The sequence below is a fragment of the Agrobacterium tumefaciens genome, from assembly GCF_017726655.1.
Lineage (GTDB): Bacteria > Pseudomonadota > Alphaproteobacteria > Rhizobiales > Rhizobiaceae > Agrobacterium > Agrobacterium tumefaciens_B.
Genome location: NZ_CP072308.1, coordinates 925,502 through 950,810, shown reverse-complemented (window position 1 = coordinate 950,810; position 25,309 = coordinate 925,502). Strand labels below are relative to the sequence as shown.

General features: G+C 60.1%; 23 protein-coding genes and 1 other annotated feature. Of the genes, 17 read left to right on the top strand and 6 right to left on the bottom strand.

The annotated features are described in order from the left end of the window. Window positions 1-81: 81 nt before the first annotated feature. Window positions 82-1,353 (bottom strand): MFS transporter, encoded by a 1,272-nt coding sequence (locus tag AT6N2_RS04785; RefSeq protein WP_209088890.1) that lies wholly within the window; start codon window positions 1,351-1,353, stop codon window positions 82-84. Between the two features lie 191 nt (window positions 1,354-1,544). Between AT6N2_RS04785 and aspS the strand changes: the two genes are divergently transcribed. From aspS to AT6N2_RS04770, 3 genes are all read left to right on the top strand, one after another. After that, window positions 1,545-3,332, top strand: coding sequence for an aspartate--tRNA ligase (gene aspS, locus AT6N2_RS04780; RefSeq protein ID WP_209088887.1), 1,788 nt, complete (start codon window positions 1,545-1,547; stop codon window positions 3,330-3,332). 2 nt (window positions 3,333-3,334) lie between these two features. Then, window positions 3,335-3,811: an FUSC family protein gene (locus AT6N2_RS04775; protein WP_063951363.1), complete on the top strand. Its 477-nt coding sequence runs from the start codon at window positions 3,335-3,337 to the stop codon at window positions 3,809-3,811. A gap of 101 nt (window positions 3,812-3,912) precedes the next feature. Continuing rightward, window positions 3,913-3,968: a sequence feature (sul1 is cis-regulatory element that is thought to sense ions involved in sulfur or methionine metabolism; They are found in Alphaproteobacteria), on the top strand. 74 nt (window positions 3,969-4,042) lie between these two features. Then, entirely contained in the window at window positions 4,043-5,524 is a 1,482-nt protein-coding gene (locus tag AT6N2_RS04770; protein WP_209088885.1) for a SulP family inorganic anion transporter, read from the top strand. A 44-nt stretch (window positions 5,525-5,568) separates the two neighbouring features. Here the strand turns inward: AT6N2_RS04770 and AT6N2_RS04765 are convergent, their stop codons facing one another. After that, window positions 5,569-6,759 carry a hypothetical protein gene (locus AT6N2_RS04765; RefSeq protein WP_063951362.1) on the bottom strand — a complete coding sequence of 397 codons (1,191 nt, stop codon included), beginning with the start codon at window positions 6,757-6,759 and terminating at the stop codon, window positions 5,569-5,571. Between the two features lie 229 nt (window positions 6,760-6,988). On the opposite strand from AT6N2_RS04765, the gene parC reads away from it, so the two are divergent. Beyond that, complete coding sequence (gene parC / locus AT6N2_RS04760; RefSeq protein WP_063951361.1) at window positions 6,989-9,241, top strand: DNA topoisomerase IV subunit A; 2,253 nt, start codon at window positions 6,989-6,991, stop codon at window positions 9,239-9,241. A gap of 75 nt (window positions 9,242-9,316) precedes the next feature. Here parC and AT6N2_RS04755 read toward each other — a convergent pair whose 3' ends face one another. The 4 genes from AT6N2_RS04755 to hemB all read right to left on the bottom strand — a co-directional run bounded on the left by AT6N2_RS04755 (window position 9,317) and on the right by hemB (window position 12,125). Further along, window positions 9,317-9,559: an AbrB/MazE/SpoVT family DNA-binding domain-containing protein gene (locus AT6N2_RS04755; protein ID WP_209088882.1), complete on the bottom strand. Its 243-nt coding sequence runs from the start codon at window positions 9,557-9,559 to the stop codon at window positions 9,317-9,319. A gap of 59 nt (window positions 9,560-9,618) precedes the next feature. Further along, window positions 9,619-10,377 (bottom strand): arginyltransferase, encoded by a 759-nt coding sequence (locus AT6N2_RS04750; protein WP_209088880.1) that lies wholly within the window; start codon window positions 10,375-10,377, stop codon window positions 9,619-9,621. Between the two features lie 177 nt (window positions 10,378-10,554). Continuing rightward, entirely contained in the window at window positions 10,555-11,013 is a 459-nt protein-coding gene (locus AT6N2_RS04745; RefSeq protein ID WP_063951357.1) for an RDD family protein, read from the bottom strand. A gap of 98 nt (window positions 11,014-11,111) precedes the next feature. Next, entirely contained in the window at window positions 11,112-12,125 is a 1,014-nt protein-coding gene (gene hemB / locus AT6N2_RS04740; protein ID WP_209088877.1) for a porphobilinogen synthase, read from the bottom strand. Between the two features lie 174 nt (window positions 12,126-12,299). Between hemB and AT6N2_RS04735 the strand changes: the two genes are divergently transcribed. The 13 genes from AT6N2_RS04735 (at window position 12,300) to AT6N2_RS04675 (ending at window position 25,236) form a co-directional block, all read left to right on the top strand. Further along, on the top strand, window positions 12,300-12,737 hold the full coding sequence (locus AT6N2_RS04735) for a DUF6163 family protein (RefSeq protein ID WP_063951355.1): 438 nt from the start codon (window positions 12,300-12,302) through the stop codon (window positions 12,735-12,737). 234 nt (window positions 12,738-12,971) lie between these two features. Then, on the top strand, window positions 12,972-13,481 hold the full coding sequence (ldtR, locus tag AT6N2_RS04730) for a transcriptional regulator LdtR (protein WP_026363448.1): 510 nt from the start codon (window positions 12,972-12,974) through the stop codon (window positions 13,479-13,481). A gap of 376 nt (window positions 13,482-13,857) precedes the next feature. Continuing rightward, the gene (locus tag AT6N2_RS04725; protein ID WP_063951299.1) at window positions 13,858-15,189 is read left to right on the top strand and encodes a L,D-transpeptidase family protein; all 1,332 of its coding nucleotides are present in this window, start codon (window positions 13,858-13,860) and stop codon (window positions 15,187-15,189) included. Between the two features lie 390 nt (window positions 15,190-15,579). Further along, entirely contained in the window at window positions 15,580-16,869 is a 1,290-nt protein-coding gene (glyA, locus tag AT6N2_RS04720; RefSeq protein ID WP_063951298.1) for a serine hydroxymethyltransferase, read from the top strand. Window positions 16,870-16,881: 12 nt separating this feature from the next. Further along, the gene (gene nrdR / locus AT6N2_RS04715; protein ID WP_063951297.1) at window positions 16,882-17,361 is read left to right on the top strand and encodes a transcriptional regulator NrdR; all 480 of its coding nucleotides are present in this window, start codon (window positions 16,882-16,884) and stop codon (window positions 17,359-17,361) included. Between the two features lie 2 nt (window positions 17,362-17,363). Then, on the top strand, window positions 17,364-18,608 hold the full coding sequence (ribD, locus tag AT6N2_RS04710; protein WP_209088874.1) for a bifunctional diaminohydroxyphosphoribosylaminopyrimidine deaminase/5-amino-6-(5-phosphoribosylamino)uracil reductase RibD: 1,245 nt from the start codon (window positions 17,364-17,366) through the stop codon (window positions 18,606-18,608). Continuing rightward, complete coding sequence (locus AT6N2_RS04705; protein ID WP_209088872.1) at window positions 18,608-19,243, top strand: riboflavin synthase; 636 nt, start codon at window positions 18,608-18,610, stop codon at window positions 19,241-19,243. The genes ribD and AT6N2_RS04705 overlap by 1 nt, the downstream gene beginning before the upstream one ends. 1 nt (window position 19,244) lies before the next feature. Further along, on the top strand, window positions 19,245-19,835 hold the full coding sequence (locus AT6N2_RS04700) for an NAD(P)H-dependent oxidoreductase (protein WP_209088869.1): 591 nt from the start codon (window positions 19,245-19,247) through the stop codon (window positions 19,833-19,835). Between the two features lie 53 nt (window positions 19,836-19,888). Then, window positions 19,889-20,521 carry a LysE family translocator gene (locus AT6N2_RS04695; protein WP_209088866.1) on the top strand — a complete coding sequence of 211 codons (633 nt, stop codon included), beginning with the start codon at window positions 19,889-19,891 and terminating at the stop codon, window positions 20,519-20,521. Window positions 20,522-20,684: 163 nt separating this feature from the next. Then, window positions 20,685-21,131, top strand: coding sequence for a 6,7-dimethyl-8-ribityllumazine synthase (gene ribH / locus AT6N2_RS04690; RefSeq protein ID WP_063951394.1), 447 nt, complete (start codon window positions 20,685-20,687; stop codon window positions 21,129-21,131). 4 nt (window positions 21,132-21,135) lie between these two features. Further along, window positions 21,136-21,633, top strand: a complete 498-nt coding sequence (gene nusB, locus AT6N2_RS04685) for a transcription antitermination factor NusB (RefSeq protein ID WP_013635887.1) — start codon at window positions 21,136-21,138, stop codon at window positions 21,631-21,633. Between the two features lie 21 nt (window positions 21,634-21,654). Next, a complete protein-coding gene (locus AT6N2_RS04680; protein WP_209088863.1) occupies window positions 21,655-22,878 on the top strand; it encodes an MFS transporter in 1,224 nt (407 codons plus the stop codon). A gap of 219 nt (window positions 22,879-23,097) precedes the next feature. Then, the gene (locus tag AT6N2_RS04675; RefSeq protein ID WP_209088861.1) at window positions 23,098-25,236 is read left to right on the top strand and encodes a sodium-translocating pyrophosphatase; all 2,139 of its coding nucleotides are present in this window, start codon (window positions 23,098-23,100) and stop codon (window positions 25,234-25,236) included. Window positions 25,237-25,309 lie beyond the last annotated feature (73 nt).

The window sequence follows — 25,309 nt, the reverse complement described above, 5'->3', positions numbered from 1 at the left end:
GCAAATGGCCACTCGTGAAAATTATCCGTCTTACTTTCCCTTTGCCGGGCGCATGTCAATACAAAGCCAGCTTTTCAAGGCTCATGGATCGTTTTTCTCGGGCGGATCAGGCTCCAATCCATTTTTTTTGGGTGGCGCGGGTGCTGCGAGCTTCTGGAAATAGGCCGAGGTGCGCAACAGCGAACTGAACCGCCAGTTCCTTTCCTCTACGGGAACGCCTTCACGCACCTGTAGCCGGTATATGGTATAGACGATGAAAACGATCTGGATCGCCGCGGTATAGCCGAACAGCGCCTTCGGCCCGAAATGATCGATCAGGACGGAGGCGAGAAGCGGCCCGACGGTCGCCCCGACCGACCAGAAGAACAGCAGCCCGGCCGACATCATCGCGTGTTCGCCTTCCCTGGCGTGGTCGTTGCCATGCGCCGAACTCAGGGAATAAAGCGGCAGCGCAAACGCGCCGAAGATGAAGACGCCGATGATATTGCTCCATTCGTCCGTGCCGGCGAAGAAGGCGAGAAACAGCCCGACGATGACAGAGGCCGCCGTGGTGGCGAGAATGATGATGCGTCGGTCGTAGCGGTCGGAATAAACGCCGAGCGGATATTGCAGCACGACTCCGCCGATAATGCCCGCACTCATGAAGGTGGCGATGGCCGTGACCGAAAAGCCGATCTGCTCGGCATAGATCGGCCCGATATTGCGGAAGGCCGCCATGCTGAGACCGACCGCCACGCAACCGACGACGGCAAGCGGAGAAATGCGCCACACGGCAAAAAGGTCGAAGGGAATCTGCTTCGGCGGGGCAGGGTTGGACTTGTCGGCAAGCGAGATCGGCACCAGCGACAGCACGAGTGCTATCGCGATTAGCGAAAAAACAACCGGCCCCTCGACACCCATCACGGCTATGACATATTGCGCCAGCGTCACGGAGCCGAGATCGACGAAACGATAGATGGAAAGCGTGCGCGCGCGATTGGAATTCGTCACCTGCGCATTGATCCAGCTTTCGATGGCCGCAAAAAGACAGGCGACGGCGATGCCGATGACGAAACGCATCAACATCCAGAACAGCGGATGCAGGATGAGCGGCATGGCGATCGAAGCGGCCGAGGCGACCGCCGCCATGGTCGCGAAGGTTCTGATATGGCCGATCTTGCGCAGAAGTCGCGTCACAGAAATGCAGCCGAGTGCGAATCCGATGCTGTAGGCGGCGCTGATGACGCCGATGGTGCTGGCGGAAAAACCTTCGGAGATGCCGCGCAGGGCAATATAGGTTCCCTGCAGGCCGTTGCCGCCGATCAGAATGCCGGCGGTGATGAGAAGCGGGATGAGAGGTCTGATCTGGCTCATTGCGGGCCGACTCGGTTTGGCGGGCTGAATAAGCACTATCTAAAGCCAAGGCGGGGGAAAGGACAGGCTGAAGGCGACATTGTTGCGCTTTGCCTTGACAAATCGGGCTGGCCATGCGCTTTTCCGGCAAATTTCGACAGTGCCGCCCATCTGGCCTCCAACGGGCCCACGACACGTTCCAGGATAAAAAAATGCATCGTTACCGCAGCCACACCTGTGCCGCTCTCCGCAAGTCCGACGTCGGCGAAACCGTTCGCCTTTCCGGTTGGGTTCACCGCGTGCGAGATCATGGCGGCGTCCTCTTCATCGACCTTCGCGACCATTACGGCATCACCCAGGTGGTTGCCGATCCTGACAGCCCGGCGTTCAAGGTTGCGGAAACCGTGCGCGGCGAATGGGTCATCCGCATCGACGGCCTCGTCAAGGCGCGTTCGGAAGACACCGTCAACAAGGGCATGGCGACCGGCGAGATCGAACTTTACGCCCAGGAGATCGAGGTTCTCGGCTTCGCCAAGGAATTGCCGCTGCCGGTCTTCGGCGAGCCTGACTATCCTGAAGACGTCCGCCTGAAGTACCGCTTCCTCGACCTGCGCCGCGAAACGCTGCACAAGAACATCGTCAAGCGCACGCAGATCATCTCCGCCATGCGCACCGGCATGGCCGATGCCGGCTTTGCCGAATATACGACGCCAATCCTCACGGCCTCCTCGCCGGAAGGCGCGCGCGACTTCCTCGTGCCGTCGCGTATTCATGAAGGCAAGTTCTTCGCGCTGCCGCAGGCGCCGCAGCAGTACAAGCAGCTTCTGATGGTGGCGGGTTTCGACCGCTACTTCCAGATCGCGCCGTGCTTCCGCGACGAAGACCCGCGCGCCGACCGCCTGCCGGGCGAATTCTACCAGCTCGATGTCGAAATGAGCTTCGTGACCCAGGAAGATGTCTGGACCACGATGGAGCCGATGATGACGGCCGTCTTCGAAAAGTTTGCCGAAGGTAAACCTGTAACCAAAGAGTGGCCGCGCATCCCCTACGACGAGGCGATCCGCAAATACGGCTCCGACAAGCCGGACCTGCGCAATCCGATCGTCATGCAGGCCGTGACCGAGCACTTCGACGGCTCGGGCTTCAAGGTCTTCGCGAATATGATCGCCTCCAACCCCAAGGTTCAGGTCTGGGCAATCCCGGCCAAGACCGGCGGTTCGCGCGCTTTCTGCGACCGCATGAACGCCTGGGCCCAGTCTCAGGGCCAGCCCGGCCTTGGTTACATCTTCTGGAAGGAAGAGGACGGCAAGGTCGGCGGTTCAGGCCCTCTCGCCAAGAACATTGGCGAGGAACGCACCGAGGCGCTGCGCCAGCAGCTCGGCCTCGAGGCTGGCGACGCCTGCTTCTTCGTTGCCGGTGATCCCGCCAAGTTCTACAAGTTTGCTGGGGAAGCACGCACCCGCGCTGCCGACGAGCTGAACCTGATCGACCGCGACCGTTTCGAAATGTGCTGGATCGTCGACTTCCCCTTCTTCGAATACAACGAAGAAGAAAAGAAGATCGATTTCGCCCACAACCCCTTCTCCATGCCGCAGGGTGGTCTGGAAGCGCTGGAAGGGCAGGATCCGCTCTCCATCAAGGCGTTCCAATACGACGCGGTCTGTAACGGCTTCGAAATCGCCTCCGGCTCGATCCGTAACCAGTCGCCGGAGTTGATGGTCAAGGCTTTCGAGAAGGTTGGCCTGTCGCAGACCGACGTTGAAGAGCGCTTCGGCGGTCTCTACCGTGCCTTCCAGTACGGCGCGCCTCCGCATGGCGGCTGCGCGTTCGGTATCGACCGTGTGGTCATGCTGCTGGTCGGTGCGAAGAACCTGCGCGAAATCACGCTGTTCCCGATGAACCAGCAGGCGCAGGACCTCTTGATGAACGCGCCATCGCCGGCAACGCCGACGCAGCTTCGTGAGCTGGCGCTGCGCGTCGTTCCGTCCAAGAAGGACTGATCGTGTTGAAGACGCTGCTCGACCGTGTTCGCGCAGCCTTCACCCGTGCATTGGCGGCCGCACTTGCGGCCGCTTTTGCGTTCTGGATTGCGCGAGAATGGCTTGGCCACAGCCAGCCGGTCTTCGCCGCGATCAGCGCGCTGATCTGTCTCTCTCCCGGCATCCCAAGCCACGTCCGTCAGGGACTAGGGCTGATGGTTGGCGTCACCATCGGTATCCTCGTGGGGGAGGTGGCACTTCTCGTCCCGCACGATTTCGCTGAAATCCGGCTCGCCTCGGCGACCTTCATCGCCATGATCCTCGCCACCACCTTCGGTCTGCCGGCAGTCGTGCCGATCCAGGCGGGGGCCTCGGCCATGCTGGTCCTCCTCATGGGGCCGCAGGTTGCCGGCTTTGTCCGTTTTGTCGATGTGATCGTGGGTGTCGCGACCGGTGTAGCCGTAGCGCTCGTCTTCTTTCGCGAGCGGCTGAAGCTCTAGCGGTCTTGCGCACAGCGGCATGAGGCATACGATTGCAGACATCGAAAGCGGGAGTGCAACTTGCGGCCCGCTTTTTTGCTGTTTATAGGTGAATTACTCACCACGGACCCGGTGAAATCCCGGGTGGCTCTTCTGGCCGCCGATCCGCCAGACAACGCAAAGCACCGACATTTCATTTCAATCTACCGGACATGGCTCCGGCCGGTGCGTCATTATTTGCGAAAAAATCAGATGAACAGATTTCAGACTTACAGACGTGAGTGGTTTTCCAATATTCGCGGCGATCTCCTTTCCGGCATCGTCGTGGCACTCGCCCTCATTCCCGAAGCCATCGGCTTTTCCGTCATCGCCGGGGTCGATCCGAAGGTGGGGTTGTTCGCCTCCTTTGCGATCGCCTGCGTTTCCGCCTTCACCGGCGGCAGACCGGGCATGATCTCGGCGGCAACCGCCGCCACGGCCGTCCTGATGGTTACGCTCGTCAAGGAACACGGGCTGCAATATCTCTTCGCCGCCACCATCCTCATGGGCGTGCTGCAAATTCTGGCGGGCCTTGTAAAACTCGGCCGGGTGATGCGCTTCGTCTCGCGTTCGGTCATGACCGGCTTCGTCAATGCGCTGGCGATCCTGATCTTCATGGCGCAATTGCCGGAACTGATCGGCGTCCCGGTCGAAACCTATGTCATGATCGCTGCCGGTCTTGCGATCATCTATCTCTTCCCGCTGGTCACCAAAATCGTGCCTTCGCCGCTGGTCGCCATCATCGTTCTCACCTGTGTCGCCGTCTTCTCCGGCATGGATATCCGCACGGTCGGCGATCTCGGTGAATTGCCCTCCACGCTGCCGATATTCGCCCTGCCACAGGTACCACTGACCTTCGAGACGCTGCAGATCATCTTTCCCTATTCCGTGGCGCTCGCCGCCGTCGGTCTGCTGGAATCGCTGCTGACGGCGCAGATCGTCGACGACATGACGGATACGGGCAGCAACAAGAGCCGGGAATGCATCGGGCAGGGAACGAGCAATATCGCCTCCGCCCTCATCGGCGGCATGGGCGGCTGCGCCATGATCGGCCAGTCCGTCATCAATGTCAGTTCGGGCGGTCGTGGCCGCTTGTCTACCTTCGTCGCGGGCGCGTTCCTGCTGTTCCTCATACTGGTGCTGGATGATCTCGTGCGTATCATTCCCATGGCCGCGCTGGTGGCGGTGATGATCATGGTCTCCATCGGCACATTCTCGTGGCGCTCCATCCTCGATCTGCGCCGCAACCCGCCATCCTCCAGCATCGTCATGCTGGTCACGGTCGGCACGGTGCTTGCGACCCACGATCTCGCAAAGGGCGTGCTGGCCGGCGTCCTTCTCTCCGGCGTGTTTTTCGCGGGCAAGGTGTCGAAACTCTTCCATGTCCGGGCGGAGCTTTCGGCCGATGGCCGGGAGCGGATCTATCGCGTCGATGGTCAGATTTTCTTCGCCTCGACGGAAAGCTTCATTGCCGCTTTCGATTTCTCCGAAGAGGTTGAGGCGGTGACAATCGATGTCACGCAGGCGCATCTGTGGGACATTTCCGCGGTCGGCGCTCTGGACAAGGTGGTGCTGAAATTTCGCAAGGCCGGCAGGCGGGTCGAGGTGATCGGCGTCAACGAGGCAAGCGCCCACATGATCGACCGCTTCGCCCTGCACGATAAGCAGGATGGCGCCGCCGCGCCGCTGCACTGAGCGCAAAAGAAAAGCCCCGGTGCAATGACCGGGGCTTCCTTGTCTTATTCGTTTGCCGTCACCGTCACGCCGAGCATTTTCGGCAGGGTGTTCGGCGCGCCCATGGCAGCGCCCATGATCATGGGGAACGGCACCGGCTTTTCCGGCGCTGCCGTGATCGAGAAGTTCTTCGGATCGTCGATATAGGTGTTGATCGCCGCCGACACCATGTTCTGCAATTCCGGAACGTTGAGCGAGGCCATCATGATCGGCGCCATGCCCTTGATCGTCTGGGCGAGCTGGTCGCTGGTCATGCCCTGCTGGCTTGCCGCATAGTCAATCGCGCGCTTGGTGATGCTGGCATCTTCAAAGCTGATCTCGGCGTTGACGAAAGAGAGCTGCTGCATCAGGCCGAGCATGGCAAGGCTCGCGGCCTGGTCCGCCTGTTCCTTGTTCGGATTGGCAGCCTGCGCCTTCACCGTTTCCTGCATCGACTTGATGAAGGCGAGCGTATAGCCGGAGAAACCGAACGACATGTTGAGACGGCCAACATCATCGAGATCGATCGCGTATTCTTCGACATCAACAGTGCCGGAAGCCACTTCCCAGCTGCCGCTCATGGTCATGTCGCCGGAAAGCGCCTGCAGCTTCAGCTTCTCGATGGCATCCTTGGTGGCGGGATCGGTGACGTCGCTGAGGTCGGCCTTGAAGCCGGAGGCGTCGAGGTCGAAGCCGATCGAATTCTTGTCGTCGCTGACCGACATCGTTGCGCTGGTTTCCTCGAGCGAGAAGGCCTGCTTGCCGTCGACGGACACGGAAATCGGGCCGCTATGGGCTTCGTCGTAGAACATCAGCGCATCGACTGTGCCGGTGGTGGCATCAGCGGGGATGACGAGGCCGGACATGTAGATGTCGCTGGCCTTGATCTCGACCTTGTCCTGCTTGTAGTCGATGTTGTCGAAACGGGCGTTCTTGATCTTGTAGCCGCCGTTGTTTTCCTCGACGCCATCAAGCGTGATGTTGCCAACCGGGATTTTCTTGGCCGGGTCGGCAACGGCGCTGAGGGTCACGTCGTTCAGCGTTACCGTCGAGCCGTTGACGGCAACGGTACCGGCCGCGATCTGACCGCCCTGGGCAGCGTAAGCGGCATTGATCTTCTTCAGCACGTCGCCACCATCCAGCGCGAAGGCCGGCGCGGATAGGGCGAGAAGCGCGGCGCTCGCAAAAAGAACCTGCCGGGTGGATTTCAGTCTCATGATGTTTCTTCCCTCAACGTACGGCTGCAAGCCGTGCCTCAATGCTTATGGTGATACTTATATTCGCTGATATTCAAAGGTCTAGGGGATTTAGATCGATTCCCATGACGGCGGCATTGCGGCATTTGGAGCGCGGTTAACAAAAAACCGAATGGCAGCGGTGATTTCATCCACAGCCGCGACCCCTGTGTTTCTTGCCGGGAATCGCCATTTCCGCTAGTCAAGCACCATGGGAAAAAATCTTGTACCTCCGTCCGGCGGAGACGATAATATTCATCCGGTCGATTTGAAGGCAGCGCTGGAAGAGCGCTACCTCGCTTACGCCTTGTCCACGATCATGCATCGTGCGCTGCCGGATGTTCGCGACGGCCTGAAGCCGGTCCACCGCCGTATTGTGTATGCCATGAGCGAAATGGGCCTGAGGCCCAATTCCGCCTTCCGCAAATGCGCGAAGATCGTCGGTGAGGTGATGGGTAACTACCACCCCCACGGCGACCAGGCGATCTATGATGCGCTAGCGCGTCTGGCGCAGGATTTCTCTCTGCGTTATCCGCTGGTCGACGGGCAGGGCAACTTCGGTAACATCGACGGTGATAGTCCTGCCGCCATGCGTTACACCGAAAGCAAGATGACGGCGGTGGCCGAGCTTCTGCTCGAGGGTATCGGTGAGGATGCGGTCGATTTCCGCGACACCTACGACGAATCCAATTCCGAGCCGGTTGTTCTGCCCGGCGCGTTTCCGAACCTGCTGGCGAATGGCGCTTCCGGCATCGCTGTCGGCATGGCGACGTCGATCCCGCCGCACAACGCACACGAGCTATGTGACGCGGCGCTGTACCTCATCAAGCATCCCGATGCGCCGGTTGAAAAGCTGGTCGAGTTCATTCCCGGTCCCGACCTGCCGACCGGCGGCGTGATCGTCGAAAGCCGCGAGAACATTCTCGATGCCTACAAGACCGGCCGCGGTGGGTTCCGCGTGCGCGCCAAATGGGAAACGGAAGACCTGGGCCGCGGCGGTTATCAGATCGTCATCACCGAAATTCCGTTCCAGGTTCAGAAATCGCGGTTGATCGAGAAGATCGCCGAATTGCTGATCGCGCGCAAGCTGCCGCTGCTTGAAGATGTCAGAGACGAATCCGCCGAAGATGTGCGTATCGTGCTGGTTCCGAAGAGCCGCACCGTCGATGCGACGTTGTTGATGGAATCGCTCTTCCGTCTCTCCGACCTCGAAAGCCGCCTGCCGCTCAACATGAACGTGCTGTCGCTCGGCAAGGTGCCGAAGGTGATGGCGCTGAACGAGGTGCTGACCGAGTGGCTGGCGCATCGCAAGGACGTGCTGGTCCGCCGTTCCCGCCATCGCCTTGCCGCGATCGACCGCAGGCTGGAGATTCTAGGCGGTCTCCTCATCGCCTATCTCAACCTCGACGAGGTGATCCGCATCATCCGCGAGGAGGATGAGCCGAAACAGGTGATGATGGCGAAATGGTCGCTGACGGACCTGCAGGCTGAATCCATCCTCAATATGCGGCTGCGCAATCTGCGCAAGCTCGAGGAATTCGAAATCCGCAAGGAATTCGACGAACTGACGAATGAGAAGGCCGAGATCGAAGCGCTGATCGCTTCTGATGACAAGCAGTGGCAGACTATCGCCTGGGAAATCGGCGAGGTCAAAAAGAAATACGCGAAGGCGACCGAACTCGGTCGCCGCCGCACGCAATTTGCGGATGCGCCGGATGCCGATATCGAGGCCATACAGCAGGCGATGATCGAGAAGGAGCCGGTCACCATCGTCATTTCGCAGAAGGGCTGGATCCGGGCGCTGAAGGGACATATGTCCGACACCTCATCGCTCACCTTCAAGGAAGGAGACGGCCCGAAACTGGCTTTCCCGGCACAGACCACGGACAAGCTCTTGCTGCTGACGACTGGCGGCAAGGCCTATACGCTCGGCGCCGACAAGCTGCCGGGTGGTCGTGGTCATGGCGAGCCGATCCGCATCATGGTCGATATGGAAAACGATCAGGATATCCTGACCGCCTTCGTGCATGATCCCTCACGCAAGCTGCTGTTGGTCTCCACCGCCGGCAATGGGTTCATCGTCGCAGAAAGCGAAATGGTCGCGAATACCCGCAAGGGCAAGCAGATCATGAACGTATCCATGCCTGACGAAGCCAAGCTCGCGGTTCCCGTTAGCGGCGACCACGTCGCTGTGGTCGGAGAAAACCGCAAGCTCCTGGCATTCCCGCTGGCGCAGGTCCCGGAAATGTCGCGCGGCAAGGGCGTGCGCCTGCAGCGCTACAAGGACGGTGGCGTCGTGGATGTGAAATGTTTCGCGCTCGCCGACGGCCTCAGCTGGTCCGACACGGCCGGGCGTATTTTTACCAAGGTTGGCGAAGAACTGCGCGAATGGCTCGCCGACCGCGCAACAGCGGGCCGCACTGTGCCAAAGGGCTTTCCGCGGAGCGGGAAATTTGGCGGGTGAGGATTCAGATGCCGCTCCGGCTTAGCCTGGGGCGGTTCAAGCCTCTTGCTTATCGCGACAGGACCAATGGAGACGTCATGACTCGGCAAGCGCCTTTAGGGCAACATGATATTTGCGCATCGCATGCCGAGCAGATTCTAACTGACGATTGAAGTTGTCTGTCGCTTGTTCGCTTGCGCTGTGAGCTCGTAACTCAAGCAGATCACCATCACAATGCATGTTGAGCAAGTCGCCTGCCTGCCACCCCAGTCGTTCGATAATTTGCTTGGGGATGACAAGACCAGTATCTTCACCGATCGTGATTAAATTTATCTTCATGAAAATACTCCTTATCAAATGGAGTGCATCATAATATATCTGCTAAGTTTTGCGAACAATTACTTTTCTTCCGGCGTATAAACCTCCCACCCGCGCGGCGTCAGATGCTCCTGCGGGTGGTAGCGGGTCTTGTAGCCCATCTTTTCCGAGCCATCGACCCAATAGCCGAGATAGACGTGAGGCAGGCCGAGCGCGCGGGTGCGGGTGATATGATCGATGATCATGTAGGTCCCAAGCGAGCGCTTTTCGAGTTCCGGGTTGAAGAACGAATAGACCATCGACAGGCCGTCGCTCATCACGTCGCTGAGCGCCACGGCCAGCAACTCACCGCGTTTGCTGGAATCAATGCCAGAGCCGGGTTCGCGGACGCGATATTCGATGATGCGAGTGTTCACGTGCGTGTCTTCCACCATGATCGCGTAATCGAGGGCAGACATGTCGGACATGCCGCCGGACTGGTGGCGGTGGTCGAGGTAGCGGCGAAACAGGGCGAACTGTTCGGTGGAGGGTTCGGCCGCATGAACGGTGGCGACGACATCCTTGTTGGCGGCGAGAACGCGTCGCATCGATTTCGTCGGCTGGAACTGCTCGGTGAGGATGCGAACGGAGACGCAGGCGCGGCAGGTTTCACAGGCGGGTCGATAGGCGATGTTCTGCGAGCGCCTAAAACCGCCTTGGGTCAGCAAGTCGTTCATTTCAGCGGCGCGCGGGCCAACGAGATGGGTGAAGACCTTCCGCTCCATCTGGTTCGGCAGATAGGGGCATGTGGCCGGCGCCGTAAGATAGAATTGGGGAGAGGGCGTCGCCTGCGTGTTCATCGAACCGTGATCGCCTCCTGCGTCTGTTATAAAGCGCCCCCGTGACTTCACGGAGATGGCGGCGGCGCTTCAAGCGACATGCATAATGTCACAGAATGGCAAAATGACGGAAAACGTCAACTGCGGGATGAGCTATTCGGCACACGGAAAGCCGCGTTTGCGCGGCTTTCCGCTAAATTAGCGCGTTCTGACGATAACGGTGCCGAGCAGGAAGTCGTGAACAAGGCGTGAGCGCTCCGTAAACAGGCCCGCCAGCAGGATGAACGGCGTCAAAACCGAGTTGATGATCCAGAAGAGCACGATGTGCACCGTGGACATCAGAAAATCGATTCGCTGACCATCCATGCGCGCCATCGCAATTCCCACGGCGCGCATGCCGGGGGTGGCCTGCGAGGGGCCGCCAAGCGTCATGCCGAAATAAAGCACCGCGACAATGACGAACAGCGCCGGGTAGAGAAAGAAGCCAAGCCCCAGCGTGATGATGCCGAGAAAAAAGACGATCACGGCAGCCGGGATGCACAAGAGGAGAACGATCGCGTAATCGATCAGGAATGCGAAGACCCGCCGGCTCAGGACGCCGCTATAGGCGCGCCAGTCATCCGGTGCGGCATAGGTGGGGTTCTGGTCGAGGCTCATCGGTCGTTTTCTCCTGAGACGGCATGACAGCGCGGCATGAGTGCCGTGTCAGCAGACAATATGGGAAGAAAACGACCGAATACAATAAGCCTCGGCCTTCAGCCCTTCGCCAGTTTCCGTGCGGCTTCGATGGCGAAATAGGTAAGAATGCCATCACAGCCCGCACGCTTGAAACAGAGAAGCGTTTCCATCATCACCCGCTCGCCGTCGATCCAGCCATTCATGGCGGCGGCCTTGATCTGGGTATATTCGCCGGAGACCTGATAGGCGAAAGTGGGCAGGCCAAAATTTTCCTTCAGCCGCCAGCAGATATCGAGATAGGGCAGGCCGGGCTTGACCATCAGCATATCGGCGCCTTCCTCCACGTCGAGTGCCGCGTCGCGGATCGCCTCCATGCCATTGGCAGGGCTGATGTAATAGCTGCTCTTGTCACCCTTCAGCAGGCCGGCGGTGGAGATCGCCTCGCGATAGGGGCCGTAATAGCCCGACGAGAATTTCGTCGCATAGGCCATGATGCCGACATTCTGGTGCCCGGCCGCATCAAGACCGCGACGAATGGCGCCGATGCGGCCATCCATCATCTCCGATGGGGAGATAATGTCCGAACCGGCTTCCGCCTGAAGGATCGCCGCCCTGACGACCTGATCCACGGTCTCGTCGTTGACGATCTCGTCGCCGCGCAGGATGCCGTCATGGCCATGGCTGGTGAAGGGGTCGAGCGCGACATCGGTGATCATGCCGATATTGGGGACGGCTTTTTTGACCGCAAGCGTCGCCTGATTGATCAGATTGTTTGCTTCGAGCGCGTTGGAGCCGGTCTCGTCGCGCAGCTCCATCTCGATATTCGGGAAGGTGGCGATGGCGGGAATGCCAAGGTCGGCCGCTTCCTTCGCTGCTTCCACCAGCTTATCGACGCTCATGCGGTTGACGCCTGGCATGGCCGGGATCGGCTCAAGAATATTGTTGCCCGGCACGACGAACACCGGCCAGATGAGATCGTCAACGGTCAGGCGGTTTTCCTGCACCAGACGGCGCGTCCAATCCGCTTTGCGATTGCGCCGCATGCGGCGATGGCCGGTGATCTCGTCGACCAGATGCGTTTTGTCCTGCATGTGAGAATGTCCTTCGATCAGATTTCGAAAGCTGCATAGCATGAAGCGCCCGCCATGCGAATGCGACAATCTACCCTGCCTAAACTACCGCTCCGGCGCGGCGGCTTTGACAAGCGTGGCGGCGGGTTTCAATATGGACTGGTCGCACGCCCATCGAGACCGTATCTTCCGGCCATGGAACCTGATTCTCAACCTCTGCCGAAGCGCCCGCTTTCCGAAATCCTGTTTCTGGTCTTCATGAGACTGGTCGCCGTGTCCTGTTTCTGGTTCGGCCTGCAATATTGGGCGATGCTGACTGGCTATTCGCTGGGCGGCCATGGGCGCTTCGATATGTTGAATCTTCCATGGCGTGTGGCGGGCAGTGCGCTCGCGGTCATTTTCCCGGTTGCCGCCCTCGGTCTCTGGCTCGGCGCCTCCTGGGGCGCCGTCATGTGGGTCATGGGGGCAGGGACACAGATCGCCATGTATAAGGTGTGGCCGCATATCTTCGGCGCCAACACGCTGGTGCCTGTCATGCATGGTCTTGTGGCAACCATTTATATACTATTCCTGGTCGCTTTCTGGCTGGATCAGCGCCAGAATGAAGAGCGCGCAAGAATTGATTTACCATAAGAATAAAGCAATTCGGCTGGGTTTCAGGCGGATATTTGTCTGTAAGTCGTTGATTTATATAAGACGATATCTACCGGGTCCCGCTTCGCCACAAGTTGGGGCCCGCGGACAAAATGCCAGTAACCATTTGTTAATCGTAGCTTTTAAGTAGAATTTTATGCGCATTGATTAGGTTCTCACTCAAGGCGGGAGACAAACAAACACACCGCCAAACAAAACAGTGAGGCAGTCATGATCAATAGCAAAGTTAAGCCCCAGGCCGTTGTTGCCGATGCACATGAAGATACCATCCGCTCGCTCTACATGGAGTCGCTGCATCTGGTGGAACGCCTCCACCGCCGTCTCCTCGATGTCATCAAGGACGAGTTCGACCGTCAGGGCCGCGATGACGTCAACGCCGTCCAGGCTCTGCTGCTGTTCAACATCGGCAATTCGGAACTGACCGCCGGCGAGCTTCGTTCGCGTGGTTACTACCTCGGCTCGAACGTTTCCTATAACGTCAAGAAGCTGGTCGACCTCGGTCTCATCAACCACCAGCGTTCTCGCGTCGACCGCCGCTCGGTCCGCATCAGCCTGACCGAAAAGGGCCAGGAAATCGCCGAAACGGTCGCCCGCCTTTATGAACGCCACGTTGGCTCCATCGAAAAGGTCGGCGGCATCGGCACCGGCGAGTTCTCCGAAATGAACAAGCTGCTGCAGCGCCTCGATCGCTTCTGGAACGACTCGATCGCTTACCGTCTCTAATTCGCGACGGTCCACTCTTCAGGCCGGGGGCATTCGCATGCTCCCGGCTTACAGGATTCCGGGGGCTGACGTCGTCCGATCGGGGCTGTCAAGCAAGGGTTCGAATCTCTCTCATCGCCCTGTATTTCAGGCGAACACAGCTTCGTGAGAACGGCGCCGTGACACGAATCGGCCATATTGATATGGGAGGCGCAAAGGCATAGGAGCCGGCTGTTTCTCCTGTTGTTGCGGCAAGTGTGCGACTGTATTGCCAGACACCAGCGCCCTGATCATGGCGTATCGAGTATTACCGGCCGGCAGGCGCGTTATACGTGTTTGTTAATCATATTGGTTTAGGCATTGTTCAGAATGCCTGAGAGAGTGGCTGGTAGGTAGAATGACAAAAAAACCCGTTTCCGAATCCGTATCGCGCCGCACGCTGCTGCGTTCGGCCGTTTCCGTTGGTGTTGCTGCACTTGCTGCGCCGGCTCTTGCGCAGAACGCGCTGAACGATCTCATGGGCTCGTCGCGCCGTGGCAACTGGGATGACCAGTTCGATGCCAATACCTCGCGTTCGGCCGTGGGTGTCGTCTCCAACAATCCGGTTCTCGGCCGCGAAGCCCCTGTCTACATGCAGCAGGCGATCATGCAATATCAGCAGATCGTGCAGAATGGCGGTTGGCCGGAAGTGCCGGTATCCCAGCAGCGTCTGCAGATCGGCGTTTCCGATCCCTCCGTTCAGGCGCTGCGCCAGCGTCTGATGGTATCGGGCGACCTGCCGCGTGAGGCCGGCATTTCCAGTGCCTTCGACTCCTATGTCGATGGCGCGCTGAAGCGTTTCCAGGCCCGTCACGGCCTTCCGGCTGATGGCGTCAGCGGCGAATACACCACCAAGGCGCTCAATGTCTCCGCGCAGATCCGCCTGGCGCAGCTGCAGACCAACCTTGTGCGCATCCAGTCGATGTCCGGCGATCTCGGTCAGCGTCATCTGATGGTGAATATTCCGGCCGCCGCCATCGAAGCCGTTGAAAACGAACGCGTCGTGCTGCGCAATACTGCCGTTGTCGGCCGCGCCAGCCGTCCCACGCACGTTATCAATTCCAAGATCTACGAGGTCATCCTCAATCCTTACTGGACCGCGCCGCGCTCGATCGTCGAAAAGGACATCGTGCCGCTGATGCAGAAGGACCCGACCTATCTGGAGCGGAACAACATCCGCCTCATCGACGGCAAGGGACAGGAAGTCTCGCCGACCACGGTCGACTGGTTCGCACCGAAGGCGCCGAACCTGATGTTCCGCCAGGACCCCGGCAAGATCAACGCCATGTCCTCGACGAAGATCAACTTCCACAACCCGAACAACGAATACATGCACGACACGCCGCAGCAGGGCCTGTTCAACAAGCTGATGCGTTTCGAGTCCTCCGGTTGCGTTCGCGTGCAGAACGTGCGCGACCTGACGTCGTGGCTGCTGCGCGACACGCCCGGCTGGTCGCGCCAGGAAATGGAACGCGTCATCGCCTCGCGCGTCAACACGCCGATCAAGCTCGCACAGGAAGTGCCCGTCTACTTCGTCTATATCACCGCATGGTCGGCGAAGGACGGCGTGGTTCAGTTCCGCGACGATATCTACGGCAAGGACGGCAATGCCGAACTGGCGCTGAACACGACGGCGGGCATGGAACAGCCGGCTGGTGCCGTGGACGACGATCTGCTGCCGCGCAACTGATCGGGCTTTGCTGTTAGTTTCTTACCGCGAATGAAGGCCGCGCTTAGCCGGGTGCGGCGTAGCCCTCATACGCCGTCACCCGGACCTGATCTCGGGGACAGTGCGATCAAGTCCTTGATCGCGAGAGAGCCCTTTCACGGCGCAGACGCGTCGGGGCTGGATGCCGGATCCAGTCCGGCATGACGCGAGGAAAGCTTGTCGCCTTTCCTCACAAGTCTGATCCTCTCCGCTACGTGCAGCTTTTTCTGCTCTCGTCGCTACTTTAAAAAAAACAACTGCCACTTTTCGTCGCGACGTCGCAGTTTGACGGGCAAATCTCGCTGCTCGTATTGCTCTTGTCGGGGCAGGGCGCTAAGACCCCATCGCATTACTGTTTCAGGAGCCTTCATCATGTCGAACACAGATGCTTTCTTCTCCCGCCCGCTTGCCGAAGCCGATCCGGATATTTTCGGCGCGATCGAGAAGGAACTGGGTCGCCAGCGCCACGAGATCGAACTGATTGCCTCGGAAAACATCGTGTCCCGCGCCGTGCTTGAAGCGCAGGGTTCGATCATGACCAACAAATATGCCGAGGGTTATCCGGGCAAACGTTATTACGGCGGCTGCCAGTTCGTCGACATCGCTGAAGAGCTCGCGATCGAGCGCGCAAAGAAGCTGTTCGGCGTCAACTTCGCCAACGTTCAGCCAAACTCCGGTTCGCAGATGAACCAGGCCGTGTTTCTCGCGCTGCTCCAGCCGGGCGACACCTTTATGGGCCTCGACCTCAACTCGGGTGGTCACCTGACGCATGGTTCCCCGGTCAACATGTCCGGCAAGTGGTTCAACGTCGTGTCCTACGGCGTGCGCGAAGGCGACAACCTGCTCGACATGGACGAAGTGGAACGCAAGGCCAAGGAACATAAGCCGAAGCTCATTCTTGCTGGCGGCACCGCCTATTCCCGTGTCTGGGACTGGAAGCGCTTCCGCGAAATTGCTGATGAAGTTGGCGCTTACCTGATGGTCGATATGGCGCACATCGCCGGTCTCGTCGCCGGTGGCCAGCATCCCTCGCCGTTCCCGCATTGCCATGTTGCGACCACCACCACGCACAAGTCGCTGCGCGGCCCGCGCGGCGGCATGATCCTCACCAACGACGAGGATCTGGCGAAGAAGTTCAACTCCGCCGTCTTCCCTGGCCTCCAGGGCGGCCCGCTGATGCACGTCATCGCCGCCAAGGCTGTTGCCTTCGGTGAAGCGCTGAAGCCGGAGTTCAAGGACTATGCGGCACAGGTCGTCAAGAACGCCAAGGCGCTGGCTGAAACCCTGATCGAAGGCGGCCTCGATGTCGTCTCCGGCGGCACTGACAACCACCTGATGCTGGTTGACCTTCGCAAGAAGAACGCGACAGGCAAGCGTGCGGAAGCAGCCCTCGGCCGCGCTTACATCACCTGCAACAAGAACGGCATTCCTTTCGATCCGGAAAAGCCCTTCGTTACCTCGGGTGTCCGTCTCGGCACGCCGGCCGGCACGACGCGCGGTTTCAAGGAAGCGGAATTCCGCGAAATCGGCAAGCTGATCGTCGAGGTTCTCGATGGTCTGAAGGTTGCCAATTCGGATGAAGGCAATGCCTCCGTCGAGGCTGCGGTGCGTGAAAAGGTCGTCGGCCTGACGGACCGTTTCCCGATGTATCCCTACATGTAAGGACAGAAGACGATGCGCTGCCCATTCTGCGGTTCCGAAGACACACAGGTCAAGGACTCGCGTCCGGCGGAGGACAACACCTCCATCCGCCGGCGGCGCATCTGCCCGGATTGCGGCGGCCGCTTTACGACCTATGAGCGCGTGCAACTGCGCGAGCTGATGGTCATCAAGAAAAGCGGCCGCAAGCTTCCTTTCGACCGCGAAAAGCTGGTGCGTTCCTTCGAGATCGCGCTGCGCAAGCGACCGGTCGATCGTGACCGGATCGAGCGGGCCGTGTCGGGCATTGCCCGCCGGCTGGAAAGCTCCGGCGAGACGGAAATTCCCTCGGAAGAAATCGGCCTGCAGGTTCTGGAGGCGCTGAAGAGCCTCGATGACGTGGCCTTCGTGCGTTACGCCTCGGTCTATCGCGATTTCAGCCATGCCGAGGATTTCGAGAACGTGATTGCCGAAATCAACGCCAAGATCGCCCGTGATACGGATGGTGGAGTCTAGCCGTGACGAGCCGTGCCGATGACGAAAGGTTCATGGCCCGCGCCATCGAGGTTTCGCTTCGCCACCAGGGCCAGACGCTGACCAACCCCTCAGTCGGTTGTGTTCTCGTCAAGGATGGAAAAATCATCGCCGAAGCCGTGACCGCCATCGGCGGCCGGCCCCATGCCGAACGCCAGGCGCTGGAGCTGGCCGGCGAGGCGGCGCGGGGCGCAACCGCCTATGTCACGCTCGAACCCTGTTCCCACTGGGGCAAAACCCCGCCCTGCGCGAACGCGCTGGTAGAATATGGGGTTGCCCGTGTCGTGGTGGCGGTAGACGATCCGGATGAGCGCGTTTCCGGCCGCGGTTATCAGATATTGCGCGATGCCGGCATTGTCGTGGAAACCGGGCTGCTGCGCGATGAGGGCAAGAGGGCGCTTGCCGGCTACCTCACACGCCAGATGAAAAAACGCCCGCATGTGATTCTGAAGCTTGCGATTTCCGCCGATGGGATGATTGGCCGGGAAGGCGAGGGGCAGGTGGCGATCACCGGTCCCGAATCGCGCCATGCCGTGCATGAGCTTAGGGCGCGCTGCGACTGCATTCTCGTTGGTATCCGGACGGCGATTGCGGATGATCCGGAACTGACGGTGCGCATTGCCGGCATGGAGAGCCGCTCGCCGTTGCGGATCGTGCTGGATCGGCAGTTTGAGTTGCCGCTGACATCGAAGCTGGTGCGGAGTGCGCGGGAGGTCCCGGTGATCGTTGCGGCGTTACCCCCCTCTGCCCTGCCGGGCATCTCCCCCACAAGGGGGGAGATCGATGGAGCGCTGCTCCGCCCTGCATCGACGGCTGAAGAGGTTGCGCCCGAGACGCAATTTGAACGAGCGGACAGCCCCTTGCCGATCTCCCCCCTTGTGGGGGAGATGCCCGGCAGGGCAGAGGGGGGTAACCCCGACCGCCGCCGCCAGCTCCTGACCGACGCCGGTGTCCAGATTCTCGAAGCCCCAACGCTCGAACACCTCCTCCAAACCCTCGCCGAACGCGGCATGTCGGAACTTCTGGTCGAAGGCGGCGCCTTTGCCGCAAAATCATTCCTCGAAGCTGGATTGGTGGATCGTATCATGTTGTTCGAAAGCCCTGTCTTGATCGGCAAAGGCGGCATTGAAACGCCGCTCAGCCGTGCCGATATCACGGGCGACTATGCTCTGATCAGCGAAACCGCTTACGGGCCGGACCGCTGCTTCTGTTATGAAAGGCCGATTTGATGTTTACCGGAATTGTCACCGACGTTGGAACCGTGTCCGAGCTGGAAGCGCTGCCGGAGGGTGTTCGCCTGCGCGTGGCGACCAATTACGATCCGAAGACCATCGATATGGGCGCATCCATTTCCCACGGCGGCGTTTGCCTGACGGTAACGAAGCTGCCGGAAGACGGTAGCAACGAGCGCTGGTACGAGGTTGAGGCGTGGGAAGAAGCACTGCGCCTGACCACAATCGCGAGTTGGCAGAAGGGCACGCATGTCAATCTCGAGCGCGCGCTCAAGATCGGCGACGAACTCGGCGGCCACATCGTTTCCGGCCATGTAGACGGCAAGGCGGAAATCCTGTCGGTTGAGCCGGAAGGCGAGGCGGTGCGCATCCGCCTGCGTGCGCCCGAACATCTGGCGAAATTCGTGGCGCCCAAGGGCTCCATCGCACTCGATGGCACCTCGCTCACCGTCAACGCCGTCGATGGCACCGATTTCGACGTTCTCCTGATCCGCCACACGCTTACCGTCACCACCTGGGGTGAACGCCAGCCGGGCGATTTCGTCAATTTCGAAGTCGACACCATGGCGCGCTACGCGGCAAGGCTCGCAGAGTTTCCTTCGGCGTCAACCCGGCAGGAGCCAACTGCCTGAAATGCGGATTCTGGTGGTACTCGCTCATCCACTGGAGGAAAGCTTCGCCGCCGGCGTTGCGGAGACCATACGGCGCAAACTCCTCGCGAACGGGCATACGGTCGATTTCCTGGATCTTTACCGAGAGAATTTCGATCCACGGCTGACATCTACGGAGCGCGCCCGTTATTTTCAGCCGGACTACGATGTGTCGGAGGCCGAGCCCTTCGTCCGCCGTCTCCAGCAGGCGGACGGGCTTGTGCTGGTTTTCCCGCAGTGGTGGTTCAATTTTCCAGCGATCCTCAAAGGTTATGTCGATAGGGTTTTTGTTCCCGGCGTCGCCTTCGATAACGACCCGGCTGGTGGTCGCCTCCGTCCAAAGCTTAGACATATTCGCGTGTTGTGGGCCTTTACCTCGACTGGCTCTCCATGGTGGATCGTGCATTTATACATGGGTAACCCCGTGAGAAGGCTGCTCAAGCGGGGCATCGCTGCATTTTGCGCGAGAGGTCTCGATTTCAAGCTGGTTAATCTTTACGATATGGACCGTTCGAACGAGGAAAAACGACGGGCGCATCTGGCACGGGTCGAGATGCTGGTCGGTCGCTTGTGAGCAGGAAAGCCGTTTGCAGTCTACTTTCTGCCAAATGAGGTAGGGGAACCATCATGCCGTCCTATGAGCTGCTCACAGCCTTTTTCATCACCACTGCCCTGTTTGCCTATATTCCCGGCCCGGCCATGCTTTACGCGGCCGCGCAAACCATGGCGCGTGGCCGGTTTGCCGGGCTGATGGCGGTGCTCGGCATCCATGTTGGCTGCTATTTCCACATCTTCGCGGCTGCCGCCGGCCTTTCCGTGCTGTTTCAGGCGGTGCCGTGGCTTTACCTCGCGGTGAAGCTGTGCGGCGCGCTATATCTGGTCTGGCTCGGTTTCTCGATGGTGCGTAGCAAAATGGAAGGCGAGGCGGTCAATCTGACCGTTGAACCGAAATCGGCACGTCGGGCCTTCGTCGACAGCATCATCGTGGATGTGCTCAACCCGAAGACCGCGCTGTTTTTTCTTGCCTTCCTGCCGCAATTTGTCGATCCGGCGGCCGCTTTGCCCGTCTGGCTGCAGTTCCTGATCCTTGGCATCGCCGTCAATTTCATCTTCTCCTCCGCCGATCTCGTCGGCGTGCTTCTTGCAGGCGCGATGGTCGGGCGTCTGAAACGATCGAGCACCGCGCAGGCTCTGGCCCGCCGCGCCGCCGGAACGGTGCTGATGGGGCTCGGCGTCCATCTCGCCTTCCAGAAAACCTGATTCACGGGGAGCCGCGTCGGGAGCGCAAAACCGGGCCAAATGCCCGGCAGACGCGGCCTCTTGCGCCGCCGACACATGAAATTACTTGCCAAAAACAGCCAGCCGTGGTTTGACCGCCGCAAAAGCCGGTATGATCCGGCATCAAGCTTTTCAGGAAAATATCATGTCCAAACCCCATCTTCTTATCGTGGAAGCACGTTTTTATGACGATATGGCCGATGCCCTTCTCGAAGGCGCGAAGTTCGCGCTCGATGAAGCTGGCGCCACCTATGACGTCATCACCGTTCCCGGCGCACTCGAAATCCCGGCCGCCATCGCCATGGCGCTTGACGGCGCCGACAATGACGGCACGGAATATGACGGTTTTGTTGCGCTGGGCATGGTCATTCGTGGTGAGACCTATCACTTTGATATCGTCGCCAACGAATCCTCCCGCGCCCTGATGGATCTCGCCGTCAGCGAATCGTTGCCGATCGGCAACGGCATTCTTACCGTCGAGAACGATGAGCAGGCCTGGGCGCGCGTGCGCCGCACCGACAAGGACAAGGGCGGTTTCGCCGCCCGTGCGGCGCTGACCATGATCGAGCTGAAAAAGAAACTGGGTGGCTGAACGCATGTCGGATGTTGAAAACGGCGGTGAACCGCGCCAGCCTTCGGTAAAGCCCGCCAACCAGCGCGGCGCGGCCCGCCTTGCGGCCGTGCAGGCGCTGTACCAGATGGATGTCGGCGGAACCGGCGTGATGGAAGTGGTTGCCGAATATGAGGCACACCGACTCGGCCAGGAAGTCGATGGCGATACCTATCTTAAGGCAGATCCGTCGTGGTTCCGTTCGATCGTCTCGGGCGTCGTGCGCGACCAGACGAAGATCGACCCGCTGGTGCGCTCCGCCCTTCTGGAAGACTGGCCGCTGTCGCGTCTCGATGCCACCGTGCGCGCCATTCTACGTGCCGGCGCCTTTGAAATTCTTGAGCGCAAGGACGTACCGGTCGCCGTCATCGTGACCGAATATGTCGAAATCGCCCGTGCTTTCTTCGAGCACGACGAGCCGAAGCTGGTGAATGCGGTTCTGGACCGCATCGCCAAGCAGGTGCGCGGCGAGGCAAAACGCTAAAATACGTTAGATGAGGAAGACATGAGCGCCGTTTCCGTCCCCGGACTTGAAGTTCAACTGGGCGAGGCGAAGCGCAACGTCTTCCTTCTCACCATGGCGCAGGCGATCATGGGATCGGCCGCGCCGATGAGCTTTTCGGTCGGCGCGCTTGCCGGCTATCAACTGCTTGGCGCTGACAAGTCGCTGGCGACTGCGCCCTTGACAGGCTTCAACATCGGCGTCGCGCTCGGCGCGATCTGCGTGGCGGCCGCATCCCGCTTCCTCGGTCGCAAGGCGGGCTTCATGGTCGGTGCGCTGATGTGCTCCATCGGCGGCGGCATTGCCGCGGTCGCTCTCTTTCGCTCTGATTTCTGGCTGTTTGCGCTTGGCCTGCTGTTGATCGGCATTTCCGGCGGCTTTACCCAGAAAATCAGGTTTGCCGCCGCCGATGCTTCGCCCTCCTTCTACAAGCCGAAGGCGATCTCCTGGATCCTGGCAGGCGGCATCATCTCCGCCATTGTCGGGCCGCAGCTGGCCATCGTCGGCAAGGACCTTCTGGCTCCGGTCACCTTCGCCGGTGCTTTCATCGCCCTCGTGCCGCTTGGTCTGGTTGCGATCGCCATTCTGGCCTTTCTGAAATTACCCGACCCAAAAACCGCCGCGACACATGCCGAGGCGGCAAGGCCGCTGTCGGAAATCGTGCGCACCCAGCGTTTCATCACCGGCATGATCTGCGGCATCGGCTCTTACGCGCTGATGACCTTCATGATGACCGGCGCACCGCTCGCCATGGTCGTCGGCTGCGGTTTCCCGACCGAACTCGCCACGCTCGGCATCCAGTGGCATGTGCTTGCCATGTTCGGCCCAAGCTTCTTCACGGGCATGCTGATCTCCAGGTTCGGTGCGGAAAAGATCGTCGCTTCCGGCCTCCTTATTCTGATGGCCTGCGCCATCGTCGCCCATATGGGCATCGAATTGTGGAACTTCTGGGCGGCGCTCATCCTGCTTGGCCTTGGCTGGAACTTCGGCTTCATTGGCGCGACCGCCATCATTACGTCCAGCTATCGCCCGCAGGAGGCGGACAAGGTCCAAGGCTTCCACGATATCGTGCTGTTCGGCGCGGTGGCGCTGTCGTCCTTTTCATCGGGCAAGGTTTTCACGGCCTGGGGCTGGTCGGTGATGAACCTCGTTATCTGGCCGGTTGCCGGCCTTTGCCTCCTGCTCGTCCTCTCACTTATCCTCACCAAGCAGAAAAAAGCCGCCTGAGTCGCGCGCCGCGCGCTACCCCTTTCAAGTTTCAGGCAAATTTGTGGGCTTGACGCGACACCTTTCGCCAACGCAATCTCGGCACTGAGGACATTTTTCCTTGGGAGGGGAACAAATGCCCAATCGGGGGACTTCGGACACGCCGTCCATCCCCCTCTGCACAAGGTTTCGCCGCGCCGGGGAGGGAGTGAGACCCGGCCTTTTGGGAGGTAAGTGCGCATGACCGTAATACCGATAGTAATTTTATGCGGTGTCCTGTCCGTGGTTTACGCGGCATGGGCCACCAAGAGCGTTCTCGATGCCGATCAGGGCAACGAGCGCATGCGTGAAATAGCAGGTTATATCCGTGAAGGTGCGCAGGCTTATCTCACCCGTCAGTATCTCACCATCGCCATCGTCGGCCTGATCGTCGCCGTTCTGGCGTGGTATCTTCTCTCATCCATGGCCGCCATCGGCTTCATCATTGGCGCGGTTCTGTCCGGGGTTGCCGGTTTTGTCGGCATGCATGTGTCCGTGCGCGCCAATCTTCGCACCGCGCAGGCTGCATCCCACAGCCTTTCCGCCGGTCTCGATATCGCCTTCAAATCGGGCGCCATCACCGGCATGCTGGTGGCTGGCCTGGCGCTGCTGGGCGTCTCCATCTATTATTTCGTCCTGACGTCGGTGATGGGCCACGCGCCCGGCTCGCGAGAAGTGATCGATGCGCTGGTGTCGCTTGGCTTCGGCGCGTCGCTGATCTCCATCTTCGCCCGTCTCGGCGGCGGCATCTTTACCAAGGGCGCGGATGTCGGCGGTGATCTCGTCGGCAAGGTGGAAGCAGGCATTCCCGAGGACGACCCGCGCAACCCCGCAACCATTGCCGACAATGTCGGTGACAACGTCGGCGATTGCGCTGGCATGGCGGCCGATCTTTTCGAGACCTATGCCGTCTCCGTCGTTGCGACCATGGTTCTCGCAGCCATTTTCTTTGCCGGCACGCCGGTGCTTGAGAGCGCCATGGTCTATCCGCTGGCGATCTGCGGCGCCTGCATCCTGACGTCGATTGCCGGCACCTTCTTCGTCAAGCTCGGCACTAATAATTCCATCATGGGCGCGCTTTACAAGGGGCTCATCGCCACCGGCGTCTTCTCGGTCGTCGGTCTTGCGGTCGCCACCCATGCGACGATCGGCTGGGGCACGGTCGGGACTGTGGCCGGCATGGAAATAACAGGCACCAACCTCTTCTTCTGCGGGTTGGTGGGCCTTGTCGTGACGGCTCTGATCGTCGTCATTACCGAATATTACACCGGGACCAACAAGCGTCCGGTCAATTCCATCGCACAGGCCTCGGTTACCGGCCACGGCACCAACGTCATCCAGGGCCTTGCCGTCTCTCTGGAGTCGACAGCGCTGCCCGCCATCGTCATCGTCGGCGGCATCATCGGCACCTATCAGCTCGGTGGCCTCTTCGGCACGGGCATCGCGGTGACGGCCATGCTCGGCCTTGCCGGCATGATCGTCGCCCTCGACGCCTTCGGCCCCGTCACCGATAATGCGGGCGGTATCGCCGAGATGGCAGGCCTCGACCCCGACGTTCGCAAGGCGACCGATGCGCTGGATGCGGTCGGTAACACCACCAAGGCCGTGACCAAGGGTTATGCCATCGGCTCGGCCGGTCTCGGCGCGCTGGTTCTATTTGCCGCTTATGCCAACGACCTTTCCTTTTTCGCGGCCAATGGCGATACCTATCCCTACTTCAAGGATGTCGGCGAGATTTCCTTCAGCCTCGCCAATCCTTACGTGGTTGCCGGCCTGCTGTTCGGCGGTCTCATTCCCTATCTCTTTGGCGGCATTGCCATGACGGCTGTCGGCAAGGCCGCGGGTTCGATTGTCGAGGAAGTGCGCCGGCAGTTCCGCGAAAAGCCCGGTATCATGGCCGGCACGGAAAAGCCGGACTATGGCAAGGCCGTAGACTTGTTGACGCGTGCGGCAATCAAGGAAATGGTCATCCCTTCGCTGCTGCCGGTTCTGGCGCCCATCGTCGTCTATTTCGGCGTGCTCGCCATTTCCGGTTCCAAGGCATCGGCCTTCGCAGCATTGGGCGCGTCACTGCTTGGTGTCATCATCAACGGCCTGTTCGTGGCGATCTCCATGACCTCGGGCGGCGGCGCCTGGGACAATGCCAAGAAAAGCTTCGAAGATGGCTTCGTCGACAAGGATGGCGTGCGCCACGTTAAGGGATCGGACGCACACAAGGCGTCGGTAACGGGTGATACGGTCGGCGATCCCTACAAGGATACGGCTGGTCCGGCCGTCAATCCTGCAATCAAGATAACGAATATCGTAGCCTTGCTGCTGCTCGCCGTTCTCGCCCACTAAGGCTTGTTAATCCGCCAAATGAAAAGGCCCGGGGAGCGATCCCCGGGCCTTTGAATGTCTCACTCCCGCCACC